Raw genomic sequence first — 26,113 nt, 5'->3', positions numbered from 1 at the left:
TGAGGTCTTAGCATGGAATGTCATGTTCGTCCCGCCACGGGCAAAGATGCAGCAGCGATTAGCCGTGTAGTTCTAGCCTCCCTGCGTGAGTCAAATTCACAGGATTACCCGCCTGATGTGATCGCTCAGGTTGAGCGCAGCTTTGCTCCTGAAGTCATCACCGCACAACTTGCCAAGCGCAGTGTTTTCGTAGCCTTGCTGGGCAAAAAAATCATCGGTACTGCTGGACTCGACGGTGACGTAGTCAGAAGTGTTTTCGTTGACCCAGCTCACCAAAAAAGCGGTATCGGTCGGCATTTGATGGATGTCATTCATGCAACCGCTGCCCACGCCGGTATTGGGGCTGTACGTGTGCCATCGTCGATTACAGCTGAAAAATTCTATGCCGCGTTGGGTTATCAGAAAATCCGCGACGAGTTTCATGGGGCTGAGCGCACCATCGTTATGGAAAAACGGCTCTAGGACTAGCCCGCTCATTCACCCGCTGATCGCCAGTAGCGCAACCGTCAACCAGTGAATGTTCACGGGATCCTCCACAACGTATCGTCGTCGGAATGTTTATTCAAAGTCTAGTCGAGTCGGGGGTTGATTGGATTTTGAGCAGTCTGGCGGTCGGCGAAGGGCTAGACTGCCTGGGAACGACCCCGCCATCCATTCATGTCCAGGAGCCCCCTATGGAACCGCCGATCCACACCCTTCGCGCATTGTTCAAGCAGTTGGGCTTGCCCGATGACGCCGTTGGCATTGACCAGTTCATCGCCGCGCATTCACCCCTCAAGCCCGGGTTGCACTTGGCCGATGCGTTTTTCTGGAATGAGGGCCAGCGGCAAATGCTGCGCGAGGAAATCCTCGGGGATGCGGACTGGGCGGAAGTGATAGACCAGTTGGATGTGTTGTTGCGCAAGGGGCGTAGCGAGCGACCTGCCTGAGAGACCTGTGGGAGCGAGCTTGCTCGCGATAGCGGTATGCCTGTTACATCAATGTCGACTGACCGTTCGCTATCGCGAGCGAGCTCGCTCCCACAGGGGTTAGTCTGTTATTCGTTTTAAGTATTAACAAATAGCTTCTTATTCCTTAAATAATATAGCTCTCCTCCCTATACTCGTCCGGGAACAGACACGCAGGAGAGCACCCATGCGCAACGAATCGATTCGCTACCTGATTGTGCCGGGCTGGCAAGGATCGCCGGAAAATCATTGGCAAACCCACTGGCAGAACAGCCTGCCCAACAGCGCGCGGGTCGAGCAGGCCGACTGGGTGACGCCCCGGCGTGAAGACTGGGTCGCGGCGCTGGCCGAGGCCGTGGCCGCCGACAGCACCCCGGTGATCCTGATTGCCCATAGCCTGGGTTGCATCACGGTGGCCCATTGGGCCGCCACCGCGCCGGTGCAGTTTTTGCGGCAGGTGCGTGGAGCGTTGCTGGTGGCGCCGGCGGATGTCGAGCGGCCAGCCTGCGTCCCGGCGTTGCGCAACTTCGCGCCGATTCCCAGCGATCTGTTGCCGTTCCCAAGCCAAGTGGTCAGCTCCGATAACGACGACGCCGTGAGCGCCCCACGCGCCCTGGAACTGGCGCGCAACTGGGGGGCCGAGGCCGGAATCCTGGCTGGAGCGGGGCATATCAACGTGAAGTCCGGCCACCAGCGTTGGGAGCAGGGTTTCGCTTATCTCTATCGTCTGCAAAACCGCATGGAGCATCACGCCCTGCGTCGCGCCTGAATTTTTAGCGCCCCCCGTCTCCCGGCGGTCTGGGGCGGGAGCCTGCCATGAGTTTGCATGAAACCTTCGGTCAGCCCTTGCTGACCTTTCCCGATGCGGAAAAAAGCCCCCTGAGCATTCGCGCCAAGGCGCTGGTGTTCGTCGACCCCCGTTCACGGCAGTTGCGCCAGGAATTGGAGCAACTGGCGCCCCGTGCGATCTCGGTGCTGATACGCGGCGAAACCGGTAGCGGCAAGGAACTGCTGGCCCGGCATATCCATCGCGAAAGCGATCGCGGCGGATTGTTTGTGTCGGTCAACTGCGGCGCCATCAGCCCGACCTACGCCGACGCCGAACTGTTCGGTTATGCCGCCGGCAGCTACAGCGGCTCGGCCAGCAGCCGGGCCGGTTGGTTCGGTTCGGCCAACGGCGGCACGCTTTACCTGGATGAAATCGGCGATTTGCCGCTGCCGATCCAGATCAAGTTGCTGGCGGCCCTGGAGAACCACGAAGTCACCCGTGTCGGCGCCCATCAGCCCAGCCCGGTGGATGTCCGCCTGGTCGCGGCCACCAGCATCGACCTGGCGCAAGCGGTGGCGGCCGGGAAATTCCACGAACGGCTCTACCACTACCTGGGCGAAGGCCAGCTGGAACTGCCAGCCCTGCGTGAACGGGTGGGCGATATTCTGTCCCTGGCCGAATACTTCCTGGGCATCTACAGCCAGCGACTCGGTCTCAGCGTGCCACTGATCAGTGAAGCGGCGCAGTCCGCCCTCGAGCGGCACAGTTGGCCGGGCAACACCCGCGAGTTGGAAAATGTCATTCACTTCGCGTTGCTGGTGAGTACGGGAGATGAGATTTTGCCGGAGCACTTGAATCTGCCTTCCCAACCTTCAGCCCTGGAGCTGATTAATCAGCAGGTGGCGCAGGTCATTGCCCAAGGTTCGCAAGCCGAGCGCGAAGCCCTCAAGGTGCTGCTCGATCGACTGGACCAAACGCTGTAGAAAACACTGGAACTCGTGGCGAGGGGATTTATCCCCGCTGGGCTGCGGAGCAGCCCCTAAGCGATCAACTCAATCTGCCTGACACACCGGGCGCCGGCATTTAGGGCCGCTTCGCGCCCCAGCGGGGATAAATCCCCTCGCCACAAGAACGGTGTTTTGTATATGAGTAAAATGAATATGAACTTGAACAAAAGATATTGTTAAGGAATAAAAAATGTCGGTATTGTCCGCATCACGCCAGCGATAGCACTTCACTGGCACACCCTCATTTAGCCGTCGTCCATGACGACTGTGATTTTCGATAAGGACACTGCATGAAAAAGGTTCTGTTGTTCACCGCATTGGCGGCAGCCCTGGCGTCGGGCCTGGCCCAGGCCGCGGAGAAACTGGTCGTGGCCGCCACACCGGTGCCCCACGCTGAAATCCTCGAGCTGATCAAGCCAACCCTGGCCAAGGAAGGCGTGGACCTGGAAATCAAGGTCTTCACCGACTATGTCCAACCCAACGTGCAGGTTGATCAGAAACGCCTGGATGCCAACTACTTCCAGACCCTGCCGTACTTGAAGAACTTCAACGAAGGCAAAGGCACGAACCTGGTGACCGTGATCGGTGTTCACGTCGAACCGTTCGGTGGCTACTCGAAGAAGTACAAGAAGCTGGCTGACCTGCCAAACGGCGCGACCATCGCGCTGCCCAACGAAGGCAGCAACAGCGGCCGTGCGCTGATCCTGTTGCAGAAGGCTGGCCTGATCGAGTTGAAAGACCCGAAAAACGCTTTGGCGACGCCGAAAGACATCGCCAAGAACCCGCACAACTTCAAGTTCAAGGAACTGGAATCGGCCATGCTGCCGCGGGTGCTGGACCAGGTCGACCTGGACCTGATCAACACCAACTATGCCCTGGAAGCGGGTCTTAACCCGGCCAAGGATGCCTTGCTGATCGAAGGTTCGGATTCGCCTTACGTCAACTTCCTGGTGGCCCGTCCGGACAACAAGGACAGCCCGGCCATCCAGAAACTGGCCAAGGCCCTGACCAGCCCTGAAGTGAAGGCGTTCATCGAGAAGAAATACAGCGGCGCGGTACTGCCGGCGTTCTGATTCGCGCGGTCAACCCTTTCATGGTTTCAAACGCCGACGGCTGATACAGCGTCGGCGTTTTTTATTGTGGGAGCTTGCTCCCCCAGGGGATGGATCAGGCCGCCCCGCTCTTCAACGCCCTGCGCAACGCCATCAACAATTTCAATATGTCCTGCGGTTCCAGTCGCTGCGGCACTTTTATGTCAGCCATGTTTCTTCCTTGTAATGGTGAGGGGGATGTCGAAAAAGATCCTCCCTGCGGCGCAAGGAAAATAGTCGTCTTTGCTCTTCGCAGCAAATCCAGGGGATAGTTTTTTGCGTGATATCAATATGCTTTAACGGTATTTAAATTACAGTTCTTATGCCATTAAAGTTAGTGCCTGCCGAGCAGCTATCCGCTGCCCATGGACTGCACGACCGCCGCTTACCGAGTGGCGCCCAGGATGTTCAATGAACTTCGATTACGCTTTTATCCTCAGCACCCTCCCGGCGTTTCTCAAGGCCGTGGGCGTGACGCTGCAAGTTGGCCTTATCGCTATCGCCACCTCGCTGCTGGTGGCGCTGGTGAACGCAACGATCCTGGTGTCGCGCACACCTTACCTGCAACGCCTGGTGGGGCTGTATGTGGAGCTGGCCCGCAACACGCCATTGCTTATCCAGTTGTTCTTCGTCTACTTCGCCTTGCCGGCGCTGGGCATCAAGGTGTCGGGGTTTGCGGCGGCGATCATCACCATGACGTTCCTCGGCGGTGCCTATCTCACGGAAGTGCTGCGTGCGGGCGTGGACGCGGTGCCTCAGGCGCAATTGGAATCCGGTCGTTCCATCGGCCTGTCCCACGGGCAGTTGCTGCGCTACGTGATCCTGCCGCAGGCCGGGATCCTCAGCCTGCCGTCGCTGTTCGCCAACTTCATTTTCCTGCTCAAGGAGACCACCGTGGTCTCGGCCGTGGCGGTGCCGGAGATTCTCTACACCACCAAAAGCTACATCGCGCTCTACTACAAGACCTACGAAATGCTCGCCGTGCTGACGCTGATTTGCGTGCTGCTGTTCTTGCCGCTGTCGCTGCTGCTCAGCCGCCTGGAAAGGAGGCTCCAGCATGGCCAGTTCGGGTCTTGAGTTGCTGTGGGTGTCGTTGCCGCAACTGGGCAAGGGCGCCGCGCAAACCTTGTCGATTTCCTTCCTGAGCATCGCCCTCAGCACCGTGGGCGGCGTGCTTTATGGGGTGTTGCGGACGTTGGGCGTCAAAGGCGTGGATGTCGTTCTGCGGGTCTACCTGGAGTTGTTCCGAGCGATCCCGGTGCTGGTCTGGTTGTACCTGCTGTTCTTTGGCCTGCCGATCTTTTTCGGCCTGAGCCTTCCAAGCTTCTGGTGCGCGGTCCTGGTGTTGTCGTTGTGGGGTGCCAGTGAGGTGGGTGAAGTGGTACGCGGTGCATTGCATTCGCTGCCGCGCGGCCAGCGCGAGGCGGGCTTGTCCATTGGCCTGAACGGTCCGCAACTCTACGGCCATGTGCTGTTGCCGCAAGCGCTCAGACGCATGACTCCGCCGACCATCAACGTCTACACGCGCATCATCAAGACCAGCTCCCTGGCCGTGCTGATCGGCGTGGTGGACGTGATCAAGGTCGGCCAGCAGATCATCGAGCGCACCTACGAGTCCGTGCTGATCTACGGCGCGCTGTTCCTGTTTTTCTTTTTTATCTGCTACCCGCTTTCGGCCGCTTCCCGCGTGCTGGAGCGGCGCTGGACGCAAGCATGAGCGCATTGATCGAGTTCAAGGGTTTCAACAAGTTTTTCGGTGAGCAGCAGGTGCTGGATGGCATCGACCTGCAAGTGCAGTCGGGCGAAGTGATCGTCATCCTCGGCCCCAGTGGTTGCGGCAAAAGTACCTTGCTGCGTTGTCTCAACGGGCTGGAAGTGGCCCACAGCGGCAGCTTGGCATTCGCCGGTCGCGAGTTGCTGGACAAGGGCACCGACTGGCGCGAAGTGCGGCAGCAGATCGGCATGGTGTTCCAGAGCTATCACCTGTTCCCGCACATGAGCGTGCTCGATAACCTGCTGCTCGGCCCGGTCAAAGTGCAAAAACGCGACCGTCGCGAAGCGCGCGGCCAGGCCGAAGCCTTGCTGGCGCGGGTGGGGCTGCTGGACAAGCGCGATGCCTTTCCCCGCCAACTCTCCGGCGGTCAGCAGCAACGCATCGCCATCGTGCGTTCGCTGTGCATGAACCCCAAGGTCATGTTGTTCGATGAGGTCACCGCCGCCCTCGACCCGGAAATGGTCAAGGAAGTGCTGGACGTCATCCAGGGCCTGGCCCGCGAAGGCATGACGCTGTTGATCGTCACCCACGAAATGGCCTTCGCCCGCGCCGTGGCTGACCGCATCGTGTTCATGGACGCCGGGCGGATCCTTGAACAAAACCCTCCCGAGATTTTCTTTACGAACCCGCAAACCGCACGAGCGCAGCAGTTCCTGGAGAAGTTCTCCTACGTCGCCGCACTACCCAAAACGACTCAAACAAAGGAACTGGAACTGTCATGAAAACTGCCAAGTCTTCTCTGCTGCTACTGCCGTTGCTCGCCGCCGCTTTGCTGGCCGGCTGCAATAAAACCGAAGAGCCGCCGAAGCCGAACGTTGCCAGCCCAAGCGCCGCATCGACCAGCTACCTGGACAAAATCAAGGCGCGGGACAAATTGATCGTCGGCGTCTTCACCGACAAGCCACCGTTTGGCTTCGTCGATGAAGCGGGGCGTTATGTCGGCTTCGATACCGACATCGGTCGTCGATTCGCCAAGGACCTGCTTGGCGATGAAAACAAGGTCGAGTTCGTCGCGGTCGAACCGGCGAGCCGGATTCCGTTCCTGCAAAGTGACAAGGTCGACCTGATCCTGGCCAACATGACGGTGACCCCGGAGCGCAAGGAGGCGGTGGAATTCACCAACCCGAACCTGAAAGTCGCGGTGCAGGCGCTGGTGCCACAAGCCAGCGCGGTGAAAAGCCTCGATGACCTGGCGAGCCGCACCACCATCGTCACCACCGGCACCACGGCGGACATCTGGCTGACCAAAAATCACCCGGACTGGAAACTGCTCAAGTTCGAGAAAAATTCCGAGTCCTTGCAAGCCCTGGCCAACGGGCGTGGCGATGCCTATGCCCAGGACAATCTGGTGCTATTCAGTTGGGCCAAGCAGAACCCCGGCTATCGCGTGCTGGAGCAGACACTGGGCGCCGAAGCGCCGATTGCGCCGGCGGTGAAGAAGGGCAACATCGAGCTGCGTGATTGGGTCAATGCCGAGTTGGCGAAGCTGGGTGAAGAGAAGTACCTGCTCAAGCTGTACGACCAATACGTGCGCAAGGAACTGAGCGATGACACCAAGCCGGAGAGTGTGATTGTCGAGGGTGGCAAATGGCAGGGGTGATTCTCTGAGGGTTGTGTAGACCGTCAGAGCGCCTTCGCGAGCAAGCTCGTCCCACAGGGGAAATTGTATGTGGGAGCGAGCTTGCTCGCGATCCGGTTTACAGGCGCCACTCAATCCGGCCAGTGCCACGCCGGCTCATCCAACGCCCGCTGCCCGACTATCCCGGTCTGTCCAAGGTCTTTCTCCAGCACGATGCAATTGCATTGCTCATCCTGTTCCAGGGCGGCGATCAGGCGCGTGGCGTGGGACACGACCCAGACCTGGCAATTTGCCGAGGCGCGGATGATCAACCGCGCCAGGGCCGGCAACAGGTCCGGGTGCAGGCTGGTTTCCGGTTCGTTGAGCACCATCAGCGAAGGCGGTCGAGGGGTGAGCAGGGCGGCCACCAGCAACAGGTAGCGCAGGGTCCCGTCCGACAGTTCGGCGGCGGACAGTGGCCGCAGCAGGCCATGTTGTTGAAACGCGATGGCGAAACGTCCGCCTTGCAGTTTCTCGATGTTCAGGCGGGCACCGGGGAACGCGTCGCCGATGGCGGCATGCAGGGCTTCGTCGTCACCGATTTCAAGGATGGTCTGCAGGGCGGCGGCCAGGTCGCGTCCGTCGTGGTGCAGCACTGGCGTGCGGGTGCCCAGTTGCGGTTGGCGCACCGGGGCGTCGGCGTCGCTGCGAAAATGGTCATAGAAGCGCCAGCGACGGATAAACTCGCGCATCTGCAGGACCTCCGGCGAAGTGCGCAGGCTGCCGACCTGGTCGAACAGGCTGTCGAAGGTGGGCGTGTGCAGTGCCAGCACATCCCAGGAGCGGCCTTCGCGGGCACGGATCATCGGCCCGTTGCGGTCCACCAGCAGGCTGGCGGGCCGAAACACCGGGCCGGCCCAGATGCATTCGCGCTTGATTTCGGGGTCCAGTGAGAACGCTGAACGACTGGGCTCCGGCAAGCCCAGGGCGATCGAATAGCTGAAGTCTTCCCCGGCGAAACCCAGGCGCAGGCGCTTGGTGCCCTGGCGCACAATCGCCTGGACCGGCACCTCGCCGTTGCGCATGCGGCGGCTGATTTCCTCCGGGCCGGCCCAGAAGGTCGAGTCGAGTCCGCCTTCACGGGCCAGGGCGTTGACCACCCCACCCTGGGCCGTCTCGGCCAGCAGGCGCAGGGCGCGGTACAGATTGGATTTGCCGCTGCCGTTGGGGCCGGTGATCAGGTTCAGCCGGCCCAGGGGAATGACCAATTTATTGATCGAGCGGTAGTTGGCCACCGCCAATGTCTTGAGCATGCCTGTTTCCTTGCACGGGCGTCAGGAGCAAGTCTGCCCGATTGCTGTGCTTTCAGTGAACCCTGTTCTAAGCTCACAGTCGTATCGTCACTGGTACGTCCGTACAACGCAAAGGAGTCTGCATGACTGGTCCCGGAATCAAATGGGTTGTTGGTTTGGGCGTGTGTGCATTGTTGACGGGGTGCGGTGATAAAAAGCCCGAAGAAAAAGCCCTGCCACGGGTTTTCGTGCAGCAAGCCGTGCCCAGTGAATACGCAGCTTCGGTGACCCTGACCGGCGATGTCCAGGCGCGGGTGCAGACCGATCTGTCGTTTCGTGTGGGCGGCAAGATCATCGAGCGCAAGGCCGATGTCGGTGACCGGGTCTCGGCCCGGCAAGTGCTGGCCCGGCTCGATCCCCGGGACCTGCAGACCAACGTCGATTCCGCCGAGGCCCAGGTGGCCGCCGAGCAGGCGCGGGTCAAGCAGAGTGCCGCGGCGTTCGTACGCCAGCAGAAACTCCTGCCCAAGGGCTACACCAGCCAGAGCGAATACGACGCGGCCCAGGCTCAACTGCGCAGCAGCCAGAGTGCGCTGGCCGCCGCCCAGGCCCAATTGGCCAACGCCCGTGAGCAACTGAGCTACACCGCGCTGATTGCCGAGGCACCGGGCATCATCACCGCGCGCCAGGCGGAAGTCGGCCAGGTGGTGCAGGCCACGGAGCCGATCTTCAGCCTGGCCCGGGACGGCGAGCGCGACGCGGTGTTCAACGTCTACGAATCGCTGTTGAGCGAACCGCCGTCGGACCCTGCAATCACCATCAGTCTGCTGGATGACCCCGCCATCAAGACCACCGGCACGGTGCGCGAAATCACCCCGGCGGTGTCTGCCCAGACCGGCACTGTGCAGGTCAAGGTCACCCTCAATGATCTGCCCGAAGGCATGCGCCTGGGGTCGGTGGTCAGCGCCACCGCCAAGTCCGCCGGCAAGACCGCTTTCGAGCTGCCTTGGTCGGCCCTGACCAAGAACCTCAGTGAGCCGGCTGTATGGCTGGTGGACGGCGAGGGCAAGGCGCAGTTGCAAACGGTGACGGTCGGCCGCTACCTGACCGGCAAGGTCATCATCAGCGACGGCCTCAAGGGCGGTGAGAAAGTCGTCACCGCAGGCGGGCAGTTGCTGCACCCCGGCGTAGGCGTCGAGATCGCTGAAGACACCTATGGAAAAACCACCCCGGGAGCCCAGCCATGAAGCGTTTGTGGATGATCTCGGCCGGCCTGTTGCTGGCCGCCTGCTCCAAGGAAGAAGCGCCGCCCGAACCGGTGCGCCCGGTGTTGTCCGTTGAGGTCCGGGCCCTTGACCAGCAGGCACTCGGGCGGTTCGCCGGGAATATCCAGGCGCGATACGAGAGCAACGTGGGTTTCCGCGTGCCTGGCCGCATCGCCAGCCGCAATGTCGATGTCGGCGCTGAAGTGAAGAAGGGCGACTTGCTCGCCACGCTCGACCCCACCGACCAGCAGAATCAGTTGCGCGCCACCCAGGGCGATCTGGCGCGGATCGAGGCGCAGTACATCAATGCCCAGGCCAATGCCCGTCGCCAGCAGCAATTGTTCGACCGTGGCGTTGGGGCCCAGGCGCAACTGGACATCGCCCAGACCGATCTGAAAACCACCGGCGCCTCTCTCGAACAGGCCCGGGCCTCGGTGGAGCAGGCCCGCGACCAGCTCAACTACAGCGAGCTGCGTACCGACCACGACGCCATCGTCACTGCCTGGAATGCCGAAGCCGGGCAGGTGGTCACCGCCGGCCAACAAGTGGTGACCCTGGCCCGCCCGGACGTCAAGGAAGCGGTGATCGACCTGCCGGCCGGGCTGGTCGAGCGCCTGCCCGCGGACGTGGTGTTCGAGGTCGCGGCGCAATTGGACCCGACTGTCCACACCAGCGCCATCGTGCGCGAGATCGAACCCCAGGCCCAGAGCGCTACCCGCACCCGCCGCGCGCGCCTGACGCTGACCGACACACCGCCAGGCTTTCGCCTGGGCACGGCCATCAGCGTGACCCTGAGCTCGACCATCGAACCGCGCATCGAGCTGCCGCTCAGCGCCCTGCAAGAGATCGACGGCAAGGCGCGCATCTGGCTCATCGACCCGCAGAACCAGACCGTCTCCCCCCGCGAAGTACGGATTCTCGAACGCTCCAATGATGCGGTGCTGGTGGCCAACGGTATCAAGGCCGGCGACCGCGTGGTCAGCGCTGGCGTGAACAGCCTCAAGCCGGGGCAGAAAGTGAAACTCGACGAGGACGCACGATGAAAGGGCCTTTCAACTTATCCGAATGGGCCCTGCGGCATCAGTCGTTCGTCTGGTACCTGATGTTCGTGGCGCTGTTGATGGGCGTGTTCTCGTACATGAACCTGGGGCGGGAGGAAGACCCGTCGTTCACCATCAAGACCATGATCATCCAGACCCGCTGGCCGGGCGCGACCCAGGAAGAAACCCTCAAGCAGGTCACCGACCGCATCGAGAAGAAACTCGAAGAGCTCGACTCCCTCGACTACGTCAAAAGCTACACCCGTCCGGGCGAATCGACGGTGTTCGTGTACCTGCTCGACACCACTGGGGCCAAGGACATCCCCGAGATCTGGTACCAGGTGCGCAAGAAGATCGACGACATTCGTGGCGACTTCCCCCAGGGGCTGCAAGGCCCGGGGTTCAACGACGAGTTCGGTGACGTGTACGGTTCGGTGTACGCCTTCACCGGCGACGGTCTGTCGATGCGCCAGTTGCGCGACTACGTGGAGCAGGTGCGCGCCGAGATTCGCGACGTGCCCGGGCTGGGCAAGGTGGAAATGCTCGGCGAGCAGGATGAAGTGCTGTACCTGAACTTCTCCACGCGCAAACTCGCTGCGCTGGGCATCGATCAGCGCCAGGTGGTGCAGAGCCTGCAATCGCAGAATGCCGTGACGCCGGCCGGGGTGATCGACGCGGGGCCGGAGCGGATTTCCGTGCGTACGTCCGGGCAGTTCCAGTCGGAAAAAGACCTGGCCAACGTCAACCTGCGGCTCAATGACCGGTTCTATCGACTGGCCGACATCGCCGATATCAGCCGGGGTTATGTCGACCCCGCCACACCGATGTTCCGCTTCAACGGCACGCCGGCCATTGGCCTGGCCATCGCGATGAAGAAGGGTGGCAACATCCAGGATTTCGGCAAGGCACTGCATGCGCGCATGAACGAACTGACCGCCGACCTGCCGGTGGGCGTTGGCGTGCACACCGTGTCGGACCAGGCCGAGGTGGTGGAAGAGGCCGTTGGCGGCTTTACCAGCGCCTTGTTCGAGGCGGTGATCATCGTACTGGTCGTCAGCTTCATCAGCCTTGGCGTACGGGCCGGCCTGGTGGTGGCCTGTTCGATTCCACTGGTGCTGGCGATGGTCTTCCTGTTCATGGAATACAGCGGCATCACCATGCAGCGGATTTCCCTCGGCGCGTTGATCATCGCCCTCGGCCTGCTGGTGGACGACGCGATGATTACTGTGGAAATGATGGTCACGCGCCTGGAGAAAGGCGAAACCAAGGAGCAGGCCGCGACCTTCGCCTACACCTCGACGGCGTTCCCGATGCTTACCGGGACCCTGGTGACCGTGGCCGGTTTCGTACCGATCGGCCTGAATGCCAGCTCTGCCGGTGAGTACACCTTTACCCTGTTCGCGGTCATCGCCGTGGCGATGCTGGTGTCGTGGATCGTCGCGGTGCTGTTCGCCCCGGTGATCGGGGTGCACATCCTCAGCACCAACGTGAAGCCTCACAGTGCCGAGCCGGGGCGGATCGGCCGGGCGTTCAACGGCGGCTTGCTGTGGGCGATGCGCAATCGCTGGTGGGCCATCGGCATCACGATACTGCTGTTTGTGCTGGCGGTGTTTTGCATGCGCTTTGTGCAGAACCAGTTCTTCCCCTCCTCGGATCGACCGGAAATCCTGGTGGACCTCAACCTGCCGCAAAACGCCTCGATGGACGAGACCCGCAAAGCCGTCGACCGCCTGGAAGCGACCCTCAAGGGGGACCCGGACATCGCGCGCTGGAGCACCTACATCGGCGAAGGCGCGATTCGCTTCTATCTGCCGCTGGACCAGCAATTGCAGAACCCCTACTACGCGCAACTGGTGATCGTCAGCAAGGGCCTTGAGTCGCGCACCGCCCTGACCGAGCGCCTGCAAAAGCGTTTGCGCGAGGATTTCGTCGGCATCGGCAGCTACGTGCAGGCCCTGGAAATGGGCCCGCCGGTAGGCCGGCCGATCCAGTACCGGGTCAGTGGCAAGGATGTCGACCAGGTGCGCAAGCACGCCATCGAGCTGGCCACCGAGCTGGACAAGAACTCGCACATCGGCGAAATCATTTACGACTGGAACGAGCCGGGCAAGGTCCTGCGCATTGATATCGCCCAGGACAAGGCGCGGCAATTGGGATTGTCCTCCGATGATGTGGCCAGGCTGATGAACAGCATCGTCAGTGGCTCGCCGGTGACCCAGGTCAACGACGATATCTACCTGATCGATGTGGTCGGTCGGGCTGAGGATGCCGAGCGCGGTTCGCCGGAGACCCTGCAGAACCTGCAAATCGTCACGCCGAGCGGCACCTCGATTCCGCTGCTGGCGTTTGCCACGGTGCGCTATGAACTGGAGCAGCCGTTGGTGTGGCGTCGCGACCGCAAGCCGACCATCACCATCAAGGCCGCGGTGCGCGACGAGATCCAGCCCACCGACCTGGTCAAGCAACTGCAACCGGATATCGACAAGTTCGCCGCCGGCCTGCCGGTGGGTTACAAGGTCGCCACGGGCGGTACGGTGGAAGAAAGCAGCAAGGCCCAAGGGCCGATTGCCAGTGTCGTGCCGCTGATGCTGTTTCTGATGGCGACCTTCCTGATGATCCAACTGCACAGCGTGCAGAAACTGTTCCTGGTGGCGAGCGTCGCGCCCCTCGGGTTGATCGGCGTGGTGCTGGCGCTGGTGCCGACGGGCACGCCCATGGGCTTCGTGGCGATCCTCGGGATTCTCGCCTTGATCGGTATCATCATCCGTAACTCGGTGATCCTGGTGACCCAGATCGATGAATACGAACGTGACGGCTACGAGCCCTGGGATGCCGTGGTGGAGGCCACCGAACACCGGCGCCGGCCGATCCTGCTCACGGCCGCCGCGGCGAGCCTGGGGATGATCCCGATTGCCCGGGAAGTGTTCTGGGGGCCGATGGCCTACGCGATGATCGGCGGGATCATCATCGCTACCCTGCTGACACTGCTGTTCCTGCCGGCGCTGTATGTGGCCTGGTACAAGATCCGCGAGCCCAAGCGCGACTGATCGTCATTGCGACGAGAACTGCACTGCTGACGAGAGCTGCCATGCACGGCTTCTGTGGCGAGGGAGCTTGCTCCCGCTGGGCCGCGAAGCGGCCCCATAAGGGCTGCTGCGCAGCCCTATCGCGAGCAAGCTCGCTCCCACAGGGATCCTCAGTGAGCACATATTCTGCGAGCGACAGAGAACCACTGTGGGAGCGAGCTTGCTCGCGATGAGGCCAGCCCGGCCACCCGGCCTTTTACTTGCGCAACAACCGCAACCCATTGAACACCACCAACAAGCTCACCCCCATGTCGGCAAACACCGCCATCCACATGGTGGCAAGCCCGGCGAAGGTGACCCCAAGAAAAATCGCCTTGATCACCAACGCCAGGGCAATGTTTTGCTTGAGAATGCTGGACGTCTGCCGCGACAGGCGAATGAACGCCGGAATCTTGCGCAGATCATCGTCCATCAGCGCGACGTCGGCGGTCTCGATGGCCGTGTCGGTGCCGGCCGCCGCCATGGCGAAACCGATTTCCGAACGGGCCAGGGCCGGGGCGTCGTTGATGCCGTCGCCGACCATGCCGACGCGGTGACCCTGGGCATACAGCGCCTCGATGGCTTGCAGCTTGTCTTCCGGCAACAAGTCGCCCCGCGCCTGATCCATGCCCACCTGCGCGGCAATCGCTTCGGCGGTGTGGGCGTTGTCGCCGGTGAGCATCAGGGTCTTGATGCCCAGGTCGTGCAATTGCCGGATGGCTTCGCGGCTGGAGTCCTTTACGGTGTCGGCCACGGCAAACAGCGCCAAGGGGCCTGTAGCGTCGAGCAGCAGCACCACCGACTTGCCTTGTTTTTCCAGGGCGAAGAGTTTTTCTTCCAGCTCGGGAGAGCACAGGCCGAGGTCTTCCACCAGGCGGTGATTGCCCAAGTGATAGGTCTGGCCGCCGATGTCGCCGCGCACGCCGCGCCCGGCAAGCGCCTCAAAGTTATCCACAGCCTGCGGGGCCAGTTGCTTATCCACCGCCGCATTGGCAATCGCCCGGGACACCGGGTGGTCGGAACGGGCGGCGAGGCTGGCGGCCAGGGCCGGGGCGGTGCTCTCCACCGTCGGGTCCAGGGCCACGTAGTCGGTTTGCACCGGTTTGCCGTGGGTGATCGTGCCGGTCTTGTCCAAGGCCAGGTAGTCGAGCTTGTAGCCGCCCTCCAGGTACACGCCGCCCTTGATCAGGATGCCTTTGCGCGCCGCGGCGGCGAGGCCGCTGACGATGGTCACGGGCGTGGAAATCACCAGGGCGCAAGGGCAGGCGACCACCAGCAGCACCAGCGCCCGGTAGATCCAGTCGAACCACGCCGCGCCCATGAACAGCGGCGGGATGACGGCCACGGCCAAGGCCAGGGCGAATACCGCCGGGGTGTAGATTTTCGAGAACTGATCGACGAAGCGCTGGGTCGGTGCGCGGGAGCCCTGGGCTTGCTCCACGGCGTGGATGATCCGCGCCAGGGTGGATTGGTCGGCCGCCGCGGTCACGGTGTATTCCAGTTCGCCGGCCTGATTGATGGTGCCGGCGAACACTTTGTCGCCGACGGTTTTTTCCACCGGCAGGCTTTCGCCGGTGATCGGTGCCTGGTCGAGGGTGGAGCGGCCGGCGACCACGTCACCGTCCAGGCCCACGCGTTCGCCGGGGCGCACCCGCACCCGCGCACCCAGGGCAATGACCTTGACCTCTTGCACCTGCCAGCTGCCATCGTCCTGTTGCACGGTGGCCTGTTCCGGGGCCATCTGCATCAGGCCACTGATGGCGTTACGCGCCCGGTCCAGGGATTTGGCCTCGATCAGCTCGGCCACGGTGAACAGGAACATCACCATCGCCGCTTCGGGCCATTGGCCGATCAGCACGGCACCGGTCACGGCGATGCTCATCAGCGCATTGATATTCAGGTTGCGGTTCTTCAGGGCGATCCAGCCCTTCTTGTACGTGCCCAGGCCGCCGCTGAGGATCGATACCAACGCCACCAGCGCGACCACCCAGTTGGGCGCGGCATTGGTGAAATGGATCAGCTCGGCGCCCAAGGCCGTCACGCCGGACAGCGCCAACGGCCACCAGGGTTTGGCCGGAGCGGGCAGGTCGTTGGTTTCCGGTTTCTGGCCCGGGACCAGCGGGTCGGCCTGCATCCCCAAGGACTCGATGGCCTGGATGATCGGCGCGTCGCTGGGCAAATCGTGAGTCACGCCCAGCACCCGGTTGATCAGGTTGAATTCCAGTCGCTGCACGCCTTCGAGCTTGCCGAGCTTGTTCTGGATCAGCGTCTGCTCGGTGGGGCAGTCCATGGCTTCGATGCGGAAACTGCTCAGCCGCGCACCGTCCGTCGGCGTTTTGCCGAGGTTGACCACCGCTGGCGCCGCTTTCGAGGCGCAGCAGGAATGCCCGTGATCATGGCCGTGGTCGGGTTTGTGGGTGTGAAGGGAATCGCTCATCGGGTGACGTCCATGAAAAGTGCCTGTTGCACAGTAAAGACCCTGTAGCCACTATAGGGTCAAGCACCTATTTCGGAGGCCGCATCATGAAGATCGGAGAACTGGCGAAAATCACCGACTGCCAGGTCGAAACCATCCGCTATTACGAGCGCGAAGGCCTGCTGCCGGAACCGGCCCGCAGCGACGGCAATTACCGCGTCTACACTCAGGCCCATGCCGAGCGGCTGACGTTCATCCGCAACTGCCGCACCCTCGACATGACCCTGGAAGAAATCCGCAGCCTCCTGGTCCTGCGCGACAGCCCCCAAGACCAGTGCGAAAGCGTCAATGCGCTGATCGACGAACACATCCAGCACGTCAAGGCCCGCATCGATGGCCTGCTGGCCCTGCAGACGCAACTGATCGACCTGCGCCATCGCTGTGGCGAAGGGCCGGACCTGGATCAATGCGGGATCTTGCAGCGGTTGGAGGTGAGCGGGGCGGTGGCGCCGGAGGTGGAGCATTCGCATGTGGGGCGCAGTCATGGGCATTGAGTGCCCTTGTGTTTGATCGTCCCCACGCTCTGCGTGGGAATGCAGCCCGGGACGCTCCGCGTCCCTGTGTGACGCAGAGCGTCACTGGATACACTCCCACGCAGAGCGTGGGAGCCATCAGCAGTGAGCTTTAGACCGCCATCGGTGCGGTCATCGGCGCGTGGTGCTGGTAGCCTTCGAGGGAGAAGTCGCCCGGTTCCACCAACTCCAGCCACTCCGGCTGGTACACACCGGTCTTGGCAAACGCCGGCACACGCTCGGAAATCACCAGTTTCGGCATCGGGAACGGCTCACGCTTGAGCTGTTCGTTGAGCATGTCCAAGTGGTTTTCGTAGACGTGGGCATCGCCGATGAAATAGGTGAACCAGCGCGGTGTATAACCGGTCAGGCGACCGATCAGGCTCAGCAGGGCGGCGCCTTCGGTGAGGTTGAACGGCGTGCCCAGGCCCAGGTCGTTGGAACGGATGTAGAGGGTCAGGGAGATTTCCCGGGTCTCGACATTCGGGTGGAACTGGTAGAGCAGATGGCACGGCGGCAGGGCCATTTCATCGAGCTGGGCGCAGTTCCAGCCGTGGAACAGGATACGGCGGCTGCCGGGGTCCTTGATGATGGTGTCGACGCACTGGCGCACCTGGTCGATGGCCTTGTACAGCACCACGTAGGCCTGGCCGTTCTCTTCGCCTTCGGCGATCTGTCGGTAACCCTGGGCCAGCGTCTGCTCGATGGCCGCCGGGTTGCTCAGGGGAATCTGCTTGTAGGCCGGCCATTTGCGCCATTGCACGCCATAGATCTCGCCCAGGTCGTCGTCGCCCTGGCGGAACGGGTTGGCCAGCCACTGGGCGTTTTCGTTGGCGTTCTGGTCCCAGACCTTGCAGCCCAGGGCGCGGAACTCGGCGGCATTGTTCACGCCACGGAGAAAACCGCACATTTCGCCGATGGCCGACTTGAAGGCCATCTTGCGGGTGGTGATGGCCGGGAAGCCGTCCTGCAAGTCATAGCGCAGCATGGCGCCGGGGAAGCTGATGGTATTCACACCGGTGCGGTTGGCTTGCTTGGTGCCGTTCTTGATGACGTGGGCCACCAGATCGAGATATTGCTTCATGGGTTACCTGTGTCCTTGAACCCGGGGCCAGCGCCCCGGGGTTCGAATTTTAAACCTTGGCCGCCGCAGCCGGCGCTCGATGATAAGCCAGCCAGATCAACGCGAGGCCACCGACGATCATCGGCAGGCAGAGCAACTGGCCCATGGTCAGCCAGTTCCAGGCCAGGTAGCCGAGCTGGGCATCCGGTACACGGACGAATTCAACGATGAAGCGGAAGATCCCGTAGAACAGCGCGAACATGCCCGACACCGCCATGGTTGGCCGCGGCTTGCGCGAGAACAGCCAGAGGATCAGGAACAATGCCACGCCTTCGAGGGCGAACTGGTACAGCTGCGACGGATGGCGCGGCAATTGCGCCGGGTCGCTGAACGGCGGGAAGATCATCGCCCACGGCACGTCGGTCGGCTTGCCCCACAATTCGGCATTGATGAAGTTGCCGATGCGCCCGGCGCCCAGGCCGATCGGCACCATTGGCGCGACAAAGTCCATCAGCTCGAAAAACGACTTGTTGTTGCGCTTGCCGAACCACAGCGCCGCCAGCATCACGCCGATGAACCCGCCGTGGAACGACATGCCGCCCTTCCAGACTTCGAAGATCAGCGTCGGGTTGGCCAGGTACGCGCTCAGGTCGTAGAACAGCACGTAGCCCAGGCGTCCGCCGACAATCACGCCCATGGACAACCAGAACACCAGGTCGGAGAGCTTTTCCTTGTTCCAGGTCGGGTCGAAGCGGTTGAGCCGGCGCGACGCCAGCAGCCAGGCGCCGCCGATGCCGATCAGGTACATCAGGCCGTACCAGTGGATTTTCAGCGGGCCGATGGCCAGGGCCACCGGATCGATCTGCGGGTAAGGCAGCATTGATATTCCTCGTAAACGTCAAAAATGCCCGGGCGACGCTGCCACCTCGGGATTAAGCCAGGATTGCGTCAGAACAGAAAACTCAAGCCCACGCAGAATAGCAAGGCGGCGAACAGCCGCTTGAGCAAGCGCGGCGACAGGCGATGGGCCAGCCGCGCGCCAAAACGGGCGAAGACCATGCTGGTCAAGGCGATGCCCAGCAGCGCCGGCAAATACACAAAACCGAGACTATGGGCCGGCAGCAGCGGATCGTGCCAGCCCAGGATCATGAAACTTAACGCACTGACCACGGCGATGGGCAGTCCGCAGGCCGATGACGTCGCGACCGCTTGTTGCATCGGCACGCTGCGCCAGGTCAGGAACGGCACGGTCAGCGAACCGCCGCCGATGCCGAAAATCGCCGAGGCCCAGCCGATCACGGTGCCGGCCGCGGTCAGCCCGGCCTTGCCCGGTACGGTGCGGCTGGCCTTGGGCTTGACGTCCAGGGCCAGTTGCACGGCAACGATCAGGGCGAACACGCCGATGATCTTTTGCAGGTGCGGGCCGGAAATCGCTTCGGCGGTGATCGCGCCGAAACCGGCACCGATCAGGATCCCCACCGTCATCCAGGCGAAAATCGGCCAGCGCACCGCGCCTTTGCGCTGATGTTCGCGCACGGCATTGATCGAGGTGAAGATGATCGATGCCAGGGACGTGCCGACGGCCAGGTGCGTCAACACCTGCGGATCGAAACCCTGCAGGGTGAAACTGAACACCAGCACCGGGACGATGATGATCCCGCCCCCCACGCCGAACAGCCCGGCCAGCACCCCCGCGCAGGCGCCAAGCAGCAGATAGAGCACAAATTCCACCAGACTCTCCCCGCCCATCCCCGAAATAAGAGCGGCATGGTAACGGATCCAGGGCCCCAGGCTCCACTGAAGGCGATGGATGCCGGGGCGATGTGTGGGTAGAGTGGGCTGAGAACCCTGGAGATAGTGGGTGGACTGCTGTTGTGGCGAGGGAGCTTGCTCCCGTTGGAGGGCGAAGCCCTCCCAATAAAATCCCGCTGACTGGTCTGAAAAACTGGCCCCTGGATTTTGGGGCTACTTCGTAGCCCAGCGGGAGCAAGCTCCCTCGCCACAGAGGCTGTGTTCGTCTCTATCTTCAATGGATGGGTATTTTAAACAGGACGACCTGATGTGCCTGATCGTATTTGCCTGGCGACCCGGCCACGCCCAACCGCTGATCGTGGCGGCCAACCGCGACGAGTTCTATGCCCGGCCGACCTTGCCCCTGGCCCAATGGCCTGACGCGCCCCATGTCCATGCCGGGCGCGATCTCGAAGCCGGTGGCACCTGGCTCGGCATTGGCGCCGAAGGGCGTTTTGCCGCCCTGACCAATATCCGTGACCCGGGTCAGTTGCCGGCCTTCAAGTCGCGCGGTGAGCTGGTCGCTCGGTTCCTGACCGGGAATCTGTCGATTGCCGATTACCTCGGCGAAATCGTGCCCCGCGCCAACGAGTATGGTGGTTTCAACCTGCTGCTCGGCGATGGCACCGAGCTGTGGCACTACAACGCCCGCGATACCCAGCCCCAGCGGCTGGCCGAGGGCGTCTATGGTTTGTCGAACGCTGGGCTGAACACGCCATGGCCCAAATTGCTCAAGGCCCGGGCGGCCCTGGGCGAGGTGCTGGACGATCCGCAGCCCCAGGCCTTGTTGGCGCTGCTGAACGACCCTCAACCCGCGCCGGTGGCGGAACTGCCAGACACGGGCGTGGGCCTGGCGACCGAGATGCTGCTATCGAGTGTGTTCATTGCCAGCCCGGCCTACGGGACGCGGGCGAGTACGGCGCTGATTGTCCATGCCGATGGGACACGGCACATGGTCGAGCGCAGTTTCGGGCCCCACGGGGGGCATTTGGGGGAGGTGGAGGTCAGGGCTTAGTTTTGCTGTGTCACTGCTGGCCTCATCGCGAGCAAGCTCGCTCCCACAGTAGATCGTCAGTGAACACAAATTTTGTGAACAACCGAGAACCACTGTGGGAGCGAGCTTGCTCGCGATAGGGGCGCCGCAGGATCAGAGTGTCTTGTTCGAGGCCGGATTGATCATCCGCGCCAACCCAAGGTTCTTCAGCGCCAGTTGCAGGGAGCTGTGGATCACCTGCGGGTTGTCGATGGTCATTACTTCCGCCAGCAATTCCTGGGCTTTGCTGAGGTTGATCTGGCGCAGCATCCACTTCACTTTCGGCAGGTTGGTGGCGTTCATCGACAGGCTGTCGAACCCCATCGCCATCAGCAGCACCGCGGCCGCCGGGTCGCCGGCCATTTCGCCGCAGATGCTCACCGGCTTGCCTTCGGCGTGGGCGTCACGCACCACGTTCTGCAGGGCTTGCAGCACTGCCGGGTGCAGGTAGTCGTACAGGTCGGCGACCCGTGGGTTGTTGCGGTCCACGGCCAGCAGGTACTGGGTCAGGTCGTTGGAGCCCACCGACAGGAAGTCCACCTGCCGCGCCAGTTCCTTGGTCTGGTACACCGCCGCCGGGATCTCGATCATCACCCCCACCGGTGGCATCGGCACGTCGGTGCCTTCGTCGCGCACTTCGCCCCAGGCCCGGTGGATCAGGTGCAGGGCTTCTTCCAGTTCATGGGTGCCGGAGATCATCGGCAACAGGATGCGCAGGTTGTTCAGGCCCTCGCTGGCCTTGAGCATGGCGCGGGCCTGGACCAGGAAGATTTCTGGGTGGTCGAGCGTCACGCGGATGCCGCGCCAGCCGAGGAACGGGTTGTCTTCCTTGATCGGGAAGTAGGACAGGGACTTGTCGCCGCCGATGTCCAGGCTGCGCATGGTCACCGGTTGCGGGTGGAACGCGGCCAGTTGTTCGCGGTAGATCGCCAGCTGTTCCTTTTCGCTGGGGAAGCGCTGGTTGATCATGAACGGCACTTCGGTGCGGTACAGGCCCACACCCTCGGCCCCACGCTTCTGCGCCCGGGCCACGTCGGCCAGCAGGCCGGTGTTGACCCACAAGGGCATGCGGTGGCCGTCGAGGGTCACGCATGGCAGGTCCCGCAGCGCATCCAGGCCCAGGGACAGTTGCTTTTCTTCCTCCACCACATCGGCAAACTGCTTGCGCAGCACATCGCTGGGGTTGGTGTAGACCTCGCCGTGGTAGCCATCGACGATCATCTGGATGCCGTCGACCTTGGAGTACGGCAGGTCCACCAGGCCCATCACCGTCGGGATGCCCATGGCCCGGGCCAGGATCGCCACGTGGGAGTTGCCCGAGCCCAATACCGAGACCAGCCCCGCCAGCTTGCCTTCGGGCACTTCGCCGAGCATGGCCGGGGTCAGCTCTTCGCTGACCAGGATGGTGTTGTCGGGGTAGACCAGGGTCTGCTGGCGCTCCTGCTGCAAGTAGGCCAGCAACCGGCGGCCAAGGTCCTTGACGTCCGAGGCGCGCTCGCGCAGGTAGGCGTCGTCCATCAGTTCGAAGCGGTTGACGTGGTCGGTCACCACCTGGCGCAGCGCGCCCTGGGCCCACTGGCCGGTCTTGATGACGGTGGTCACTTCGCTGCCCAGGGAGGCATCGTCGAGCATCATCAGGTAGACGTCGAACAGCGCGCGCTCTTCAGGGCGCAACTGCGTCGCCAGCTTGGCCGACAGGGCCCGCATGTCGGCCCGCACGCCTTCGATGGCGGTCTTGAACAGGCCCAGCTCGGCGTTGATGTCGGTGATGGTCTTGTCCGGCACCACGTCGAGGTCGGCGGGCGGCAACATGACCACGGCCGTGCCCACCGCCGCGCCCGGCGAACCCGGCACGCCGACGAACTTGGCTTCCTGGATGCCCTTGCCCTGGCGACCCAGGCCGCTGATCGAGCCGGTGGCCTCGGCGTGGGCGATGACGCCGGCCAGTTGCGCGCTCATGGTCACGAGGAAGGCTTCTTCACCTTCGTCGAACTGGCGGCGCTCTTTCTGCTGGATGACCAGCACGCCGACGACGCGGCGGTGGTGGATGATCGGTGCGCCGAGGAACGAGGCATAACGCTCTTCGCCCGTTTCGGCAAAGTAGCGGTAGCGCGGGTGATCCGCGGCGTTTTCGAGGTTCAGGGGTTCTTCGCGCGTGCCGACCAGGCCGACCAGGCCTTCATTGGGGGCCATGCTGACCTTGCCAATGGAGCGCTTGTTCAAGCCCTCGGTGGCCATCAGCACGAAACGGTTGGTCTCGGGGTCCAGCAGGTAGACCGAGCAGACCTGGCTGCCCATGGCCTCTTTGACGCGCAATACAATAATCCCCAACGCCGCCTTGAGATCCTTGGCGGAGTTAACTTCCTGGACGATCTTGCGCAGCGTATTGAGCATGGCTCGGGGTCGAACTCCGTCGTCAGTCGCGCGTCAGCAGGCGCGGGGCAAGCTCTTTGAGAGCGCGTCGATACACTTCGCGCTTGAATGTCACCACCTGGCCCAACGGATACCAATAGCTGACCCAGCGCCAGCCATCGAACTCCGGTTTACCGGTCAAATCCATCCGCACCCGCTGCTCGTTGGAGATCAGGCGCAGGAGAAACCATTTCTGCTTCTGGCCGATGCACAGCGGTTGGCTGTGCGTGCGGACCAGGCGTTGCGGCAAACGATAGCGCAACCAGCCTCGGGTACAGGCGAGTATTTCGACATCTTCTCGCTCGAGCCCCACTTCTTCGTTCAACTCGCGGTACAAGGCCTCTTCCGGCGTCTCCTGGGGGTTGATCCCACCCTGGGGAAACTGCCAGGCGTCTTGATTGATACGGCGAGCCCATAGCACCTGCCCAGCATCATTCGTAAGAATGATCCCCACATTGGGACGGAAACCATCGGGATCGATCACGGCAACAACCTCGCAAACGCATGTCGCCGCATTGTTCCACAAAGGTTGTGAAAGCAGCAACGAGCGCCCCTAGCTTATGTGCACTCTTGTGAAAAGTCCGTATTCTGGACGCCTTTCTTCAGATTTTTCAGCGAGTAACTGCAATGCGGCTGGCTTTATTCGACTTGGATAACACATTGCTGGGCGGTGACAGCGACCACGCGTGGGGCGATTACCTGTGTGAGCGCGGTTTTCTGGACGCTGTCACGTACAAGGCACGCAACGACGCGTTCTACGAGGATTACCTGGCCGGCAAGCTCGACAACGCCGAGTACCTGAATTTTTGCCTGGAAATCCTCGGCCGTACCGAAATGCACGTGCTGGCCCAGTGGCACCAGGACTACATGCGCGACTGCATCGAGCCGATCGTATTGCCCAAGGCCATCGAACTGCTGAAAAAGCACCGTGACGCTGGCGACAAGCTGGTGATCATTACCGCCACCAACCGCTTCGTCACCGCGCCGATTGCCGAGCGCCTGGGCGTCGAAACCCTGATCGCCACCGAATGCGAGATGGTTGACGGGCGCTACAGCGGCCGCAGCACCGATATCCCGTGTTTTCGCGAGGGCAAGGTGACTCGGTTGAACCGTTGGCTGGAAGAAACCGGGCATTCGTTGGAGGGCAGCTATTTCTATAGCGATTCGATGAACGACTTGCCGTTGCTGGAGGCGGTGACGCATCCGGTGGCGGTGGACCCGGATCCGAATCTTCGGGCCGAGGCCGAGAAGCGGGGTTGGCCGGTGATTTCGTTGCGCGGCTGAAAATGGCTATCGCGAGCAAGCTCGCTCCCACACGGATTTTGTGGACGACGCAAATCCCCTAATGAAATGGTCCTCTCAGACCTCCCCCAGTGAAAGCTAAGCTTTCACTGGGGGATCTACCGGAGACCGCCGCCATGAATACTGACAATCTTGCTATTACCAGCTTGGATCTAGGCAAAAACTGCTTCCACTTCTACGGTCAAGATAACCGCGGGCGCCACCTGTTCCGTGCCAAGGTTTCACGCGCTCAGGTTTTTGCCTTCATTGCTCAACTGCCCCCTTGCACCCTGGCTATGGAAGCCTGCGGCGGTGCGCATTTCATGGGGCGATTCGCAGTCAGTTGTGGCCATCAACCCAAACTCATAGCAGCCCAACATGTACGTCCTTACGTCAAAAGCAACAAGAACGACTATGTCGATGCAGAGGCTATTGGCGAAGCCGCCAGTCGATCTGCGATGCGCTTCGTTGCGCTAAAAACCGAGGCTCAGCAAGCACTCAGCATGCTCAATATGACCCGCGAAGCGTTCATGCGAGACCGGACCGCCACGGTCAATCGGATTCACGCCTTTCTGCTTGAGTGGGGGATTAGCTTGAAGCCGACCTTCAAATCAATCAGAGAACTGCCCAAAGTCCTGGAGGAGCTCCGTGCACCTGTGCCGGTCATTCGTCTTTTTGAGCAATTTCACGCTCATTTCACCTATCTCGATGAACGAGTTAAGGCGTTAACCAAAGAATTGGAAGGCCAGGTCGCTGAAGACGATCTGGCTACACGGTTGATGACGATGCCGTGCGTCGGCCCGATCACCTCCAGCGCCCTGGCTGCAGAAATAGGTGACGGCAAACAGTACAAACGGGGCCGTGACTACTCCGCCTCGATAGGCCTGGTACCCAAGCAGCTCACTACTGGCGGGAAGCCGCATTTATTAGGCATCAGCAAGCGTGGCGACCGTAATCAGCGACGATTGCTTGTGCAATGCAGCCAGACCTTTATCAATCACCTGGATAAACAAACCGGGCACTTGGCGGATTGGGTACGCGGGCTGTTAGCTCGTCACCACCGCAATGTTGTGGTGTGCGCGTTGGCGAATAAATTGGCGCGCATAGCCTGGGCCTTAGCGCACACCCATGGAATATATGAGGCAGGGCCAAGCGCACAGAACGCTTGACCCTGCGTTACCGAGCACCACCCACCTGGTTTTGCGATGCTGGATAACAGATGACGTAAACGGCCTACCGACCTGACAGAAAACCTGGGCTCCCACACGGCTCTAAAGCCGATCTACCCTAATCAGGACTGTCAGGCGCGATTTTCATCGCGGCGCGAATTTATCTTTTCGACGCCGAATAGATTGCGGCAAGCCAATCACGCATCCAAATTCAGTATTGCAGAAACTGAGAGGACCATAGATGTGGGAGATTCTATGGTGCAGGGCTACCCCCTAAATGCCTTTCGGTAAGTATTCGCTCTGATTCTTCAGCAGGGCGAATACCACTCGGGCAAGCTTGCGGGCCAGTGCTACTAATGCTTCGGTTGTGCTGAGTCCCCGGGCCCTTAGTGCCTCATAAAAACCCTTCCATGCCGCTGTGCGCCTCGCCGACATCGCGGCGTTATGCATCAATCGACGGGCCTCTGGGTCACCTCGCTTAGACAGGCAGCGGCGTCCCTTCTTTTTCCCTGAGTCCGATATACGCAGGTCTAGGCCCAGAAAAGCGATGAAGGCATCGGCATTTCTG

24 protein-coding genes are annotated in these 26,113 nt (G+C 61.9%); 16 read left to right on the top strand and 8 right to left on the bottom strand.

The genetic code is table 11. The features are described 5' to 3' along the window. Positions 1 to 12: 12 nt before the first annotated feature. The 9 genes from BM321_RS27575 to BM321_RS27535 all read left to right on the top strand — a co-directional run bounded on the left by BM321_RS27575 (position 13) and on the right by BM321_RS27535 (position 7,188). Positions 13 to 462, top strand: coding sequence for a GNAT family N-acetyltransferase (locus tag BM321_RS27575; RefSeq protein ID WP_092446082.1), 450 nt, complete (start codon positions 13 to 15; stop codon positions 460 to 462). A 212-nt stretch (positions 463 to 674) separates the two neighbouring features. Then, a complete protein-coding gene (locus BM321_RS27570; RefSeq protein WP_092446080.1) occupies positions 675 to 929 on the top strand; it encodes a DUF2789 domain-containing protein in 255 nt (84 codons plus the stop codon). A gap of 205 nt (positions 930 to 1,134) precedes the next feature. Then, entirely contained in the window at positions 1,135 to 1,716 is a 582-nt protein-coding gene (locus tag BM321_RS27565) for an alpha/beta hydrolase (protein WP_060739717.1), read from the top strand. Positions 1,717 to 1,763: 47 nt separating this feature from the next. After that, positions 1,764 to 2,699 (top strand): sigma 54-interacting transcriptional regulator, encoded by a 936-nt coding sequence (locus BM321_RS27560; protein ID WP_092446078.1) that lies wholly within the window; start codon positions 1,764 to 1,766, stop codon positions 2,697 to 2,699. A gap of 314 nt (positions 2,700 to 3,013) precedes the next feature. Further along, positions 3,014 to 3,796, top strand: a complete 783-nt coding sequence (locus BM321_RS27555; protein WP_092329908.1) for a MetQ/NlpA family ABC transporter substrate-binding protein — start codon at positions 3,014 to 3,016, stop codon at positions 3,794 to 3,796. A 429-nt stretch (positions 3,797 to 4,225) separates the two neighbouring features. Beyond that, positions 4,226 to 4,891 (top strand): amino acid ABC transporter permease, encoded by a 666-nt coding sequence (locus BM321_RS27550; RefSeq protein ID WP_092446076.1) that lies wholly within the window; start codon positions 4,226 to 4,228, stop codon positions 4,889 to 4,891. Beyond that, entirely contained in the window at positions 4,872 to 5,531 is a 660-nt protein-coding gene (locus BM321_RS27545; protein ID WP_092446074.1) for an amino acid ABC transporter permease, read from the top strand. Before BM321_RS27550 ends, BM321_RS27545 begins: the two co-directional genes overlap by 20 nt. Beyond that, entirely contained in the window at positions 5,528 to 6,310 is a 783-nt protein-coding gene (locus BM321_RS27540; RefSeq protein ID WP_092446072.1) for an amino acid ABC transporter ATP-binding protein, read from the top strand. Before BM321_RS27545 ends, BM321_RS27540 begins: the two co-directional genes overlap by 4 nt. Then, positions 6,307 to 7,188 (top strand): transporter substrate-binding domain-containing protein, encoded by an 882-nt coding sequence (locus tag BM321_RS27535; RefSeq protein ID WP_072409265.1) that lies wholly within the window; start codon positions 6,307 to 6,309, stop codon positions 7,186 to 7,188. The genes BM321_RS27540 and BM321_RS27535 overlap by 4 nt, the downstream gene beginning before the upstream one ends. A 110-nt stretch (positions 7,189 to 7,298) precedes the next feature. On the opposite strand, the gene BM321_RS27530 is transcribed toward BM321_RS27535, so the two are convergent. After that, complete coding sequence (locus tag BM321_RS27530) at positions 7,299 to 8,459, bottom strand: AAA family ATPase (RefSeq protein ID WP_092446070.1); 1,161 nt, start codon at positions 8,457 to 8,459, stop codon at positions 7,299 to 7,301. Positions 8,460 to 8,581: 122 nt separating this feature from the next. Here BM321_RS27530 and BM321_RS27525 point away from each other — a divergent pair, with 122 nt between their 5' ends. From BM321_RS27525 to BM321_RS27515, 3 genes are read left to right on the top strand one after another with little or no spacing between them, the layout of a single operon-like run. Continuing rightward, the gene (locus BM321_RS27525) at positions 8,582 to 9,685 is read left to right on the top strand and encodes an efflux RND transporter periplasmic adaptor subunit (RefSeq protein ID WP_092446068.1); all 1,104 of its coding nucleotides are present in this window, start codon (positions 8,582 to 8,584) and stop codon (positions 9,683 to 9,685) included. After that, positions 9,682 to 10,746 (top strand): efflux RND transporter periplasmic adaptor subunit, encoded by a 1,065-nt coding sequence (locus tag BM321_RS27520; protein ID WP_092446066.1) that lies wholly within the window; start codon positions 9,682 to 9,684, stop codon positions 10,744 to 10,746. Before BM321_RS27525 ends, BM321_RS27520 begins: the two co-directional genes overlap by 4 nt. After that, positions 10,743 to 13,790 (top strand): efflux RND transporter permease subunit, encoded by a 3,048-nt coding sequence (locus BM321_RS27515; protein WP_092446064.1) that lies wholly within the window; start codon positions 10,743 to 10,745, stop codon positions 13,788 to 13,790. The genes BM321_RS27520 and BM321_RS27515 overlap by 4 nt, the downstream gene beginning before the upstream one ends. 235 nt (positions 13,791 to 14,025) lie before the next feature. Here BM321_RS27515 and BM321_RS27510 read toward each other — a convergent pair whose 3' ends face one another. Continuing rightward, on the bottom strand, positions 14,026 to 16,245 hold the full coding sequence (locus tag BM321_RS27510; protein WP_092446062.1) for a heavy metal translocating P-type ATPase: 2,220 nt from the start codon (positions 16,243 to 16,245) through the stop codon (positions 14,026 to 14,028). Between the two features lie 86 nt (positions 16,246 to 16,331). On the opposite strand from BM321_RS27510, the gene cadR reads away from it, so the two are divergent. After that, the gene (gene cadR, locus BM321_RS27505; protein WP_092201336.1) at positions 16,332 to 16,778 is read left to right on the top strand and encodes a Cd(II)/Pb(II)-responsive transcriptional regulator; all 447 of its coding nucleotides are present in this window, start codon (positions 16,332 to 16,334) and stop codon (positions 16,776 to 16,778) included. A gap of 130 nt (positions 16,779 to 16,908) precedes the next feature. Here cadR and BM321_RS27500 read toward each other — a convergent pair whose 3' ends face one another. The 3 genes from BM321_RS27500 to BM321_RS27490 form a co-directional block, all read right to left on the bottom strand. Continuing rightward, a complete protein-coding gene (locus BM321_RS27500; protein WP_092329939.1) occupies positions 16,909 to 17,880 on the bottom strand; it encodes a thymidylate synthase in 972 nt (323 codons plus the stop codon). A gap of 49 nt (positions 17,881 to 17,929) precedes the next feature. Then, positions 17,930 to 18,739: a prolipoprotein diacylglyceryl transferase gene (lgt, locus tag BM321_RS27495; protein ID WP_092446060.1), complete on the bottom strand. Its 810-nt coding sequence runs from the start codon at positions 18,737 to 18,739 to the stop codon at positions 17,930 to 17,932. A gap of 68 nt (positions 18,740 to 18,807) precedes the next feature. Then, entirely contained in the window at positions 18,808 to 19,590 is a 783-nt protein-coding gene (locus tag BM321_RS27490) for a sulfite exporter TauE/SafE family protein (RefSeq protein WP_092201404.1), read from the bottom strand. A gap of 328 nt (positions 19,591 to 19,918) precedes the next feature. Here BM321_RS27490 and BM321_RS27485 point away from each other — a divergent pair, with 328 nt between their 5' ends. Further along, positions 19,919 to 20,665, top strand: coding sequence for an NRDE family protein (locus BM321_RS27485; RefSeq protein WP_092446058.1), 747 nt, complete (start codon positions 19,919 to 19,921; stop codon positions 20,663 to 20,665). 132 nt (positions 20,666 to 20,797) lie between these two features. On the opposite strand, the gene ptsP is transcribed toward BM321_RS27485, so the two are convergent. Further along, complete coding sequence (ptsP, locus tag BM321_RS27480) at positions 20,798 to 23,077, bottom strand: phosphoenolpyruvate--protein phosphotransferase (protein WP_053180992.1); 2,280 nt, start codon at positions 23,075 to 23,077, stop codon at positions 20,798 to 20,800. Between the two features lie 22 nt (positions 23,078 to 23,099). Beyond that, positions 23,100 to 23,579, bottom strand: coding sequence for an RNA pyrophosphohydrolase (locus tag BM321_RS27475; protein WP_003186867.1), 480 nt, complete (start codon positions 23,577 to 23,579; stop codon positions 23,100 to 23,102). A 143-nt stretch (positions 23,580 to 23,722) separates the two neighbouring features. On the opposite strand from BM321_RS27475, the gene BM321_RS27470 reads away from it, so the two are divergent. Together BM321_RS27470 and BM321_RS27465 are read left to right on the top strand one after the other, a co-directional pair. Continuing rightward, complete coding sequence (locus tag BM321_RS27470) at positions 23,723 to 24,379, top strand: histidinol-phosphatase (RefSeq protein WP_092446055.1); 657 nt, start codon at positions 23,723 to 23,725, stop codon at positions 24,377 to 24,379. A gap of 134 nt (positions 24,380 to 24,513) precedes the next feature. After that, positions 24,514 to 25,545 (top strand): IS110 family RNA-guided transposase, encoded by a 1,032-nt coding sequence (locus BM321_RS27465; RefSeq protein WP_092446053.1) that lies wholly within the window; start codon positions 24,514 to 24,516, stop codon positions 25,543 to 25,545. Between the two features lie 273 nt (positions 25,546 to 25,818). On the opposite strand, the gene BM321_RS27460 is transcribed toward BM321_RS27465, so the two are convergent. After that, positions 25,819 to 26,113 (bottom strand): transposase (locus tag BM321_RS27460; RefSeq protein ID WP_139230569.1); only part of this gene is annotated, 295 nt, incomplete at its 5' end.

Origin of the sequence: Pseudomonas sp. NFIX10, assembly GCF_900111955.1 — a bacterium.
Lineage (GTDB): Bacteria > Pseudomonadota > Gammaproteobacteria > Pseudomonadales > Pseudomonadaceae > Aquipseudomonas > Aquipseudomonas fluorescens_AA.
This window is presented reverse-complemented; position numbering and strand designations above follow the sequence as displayed.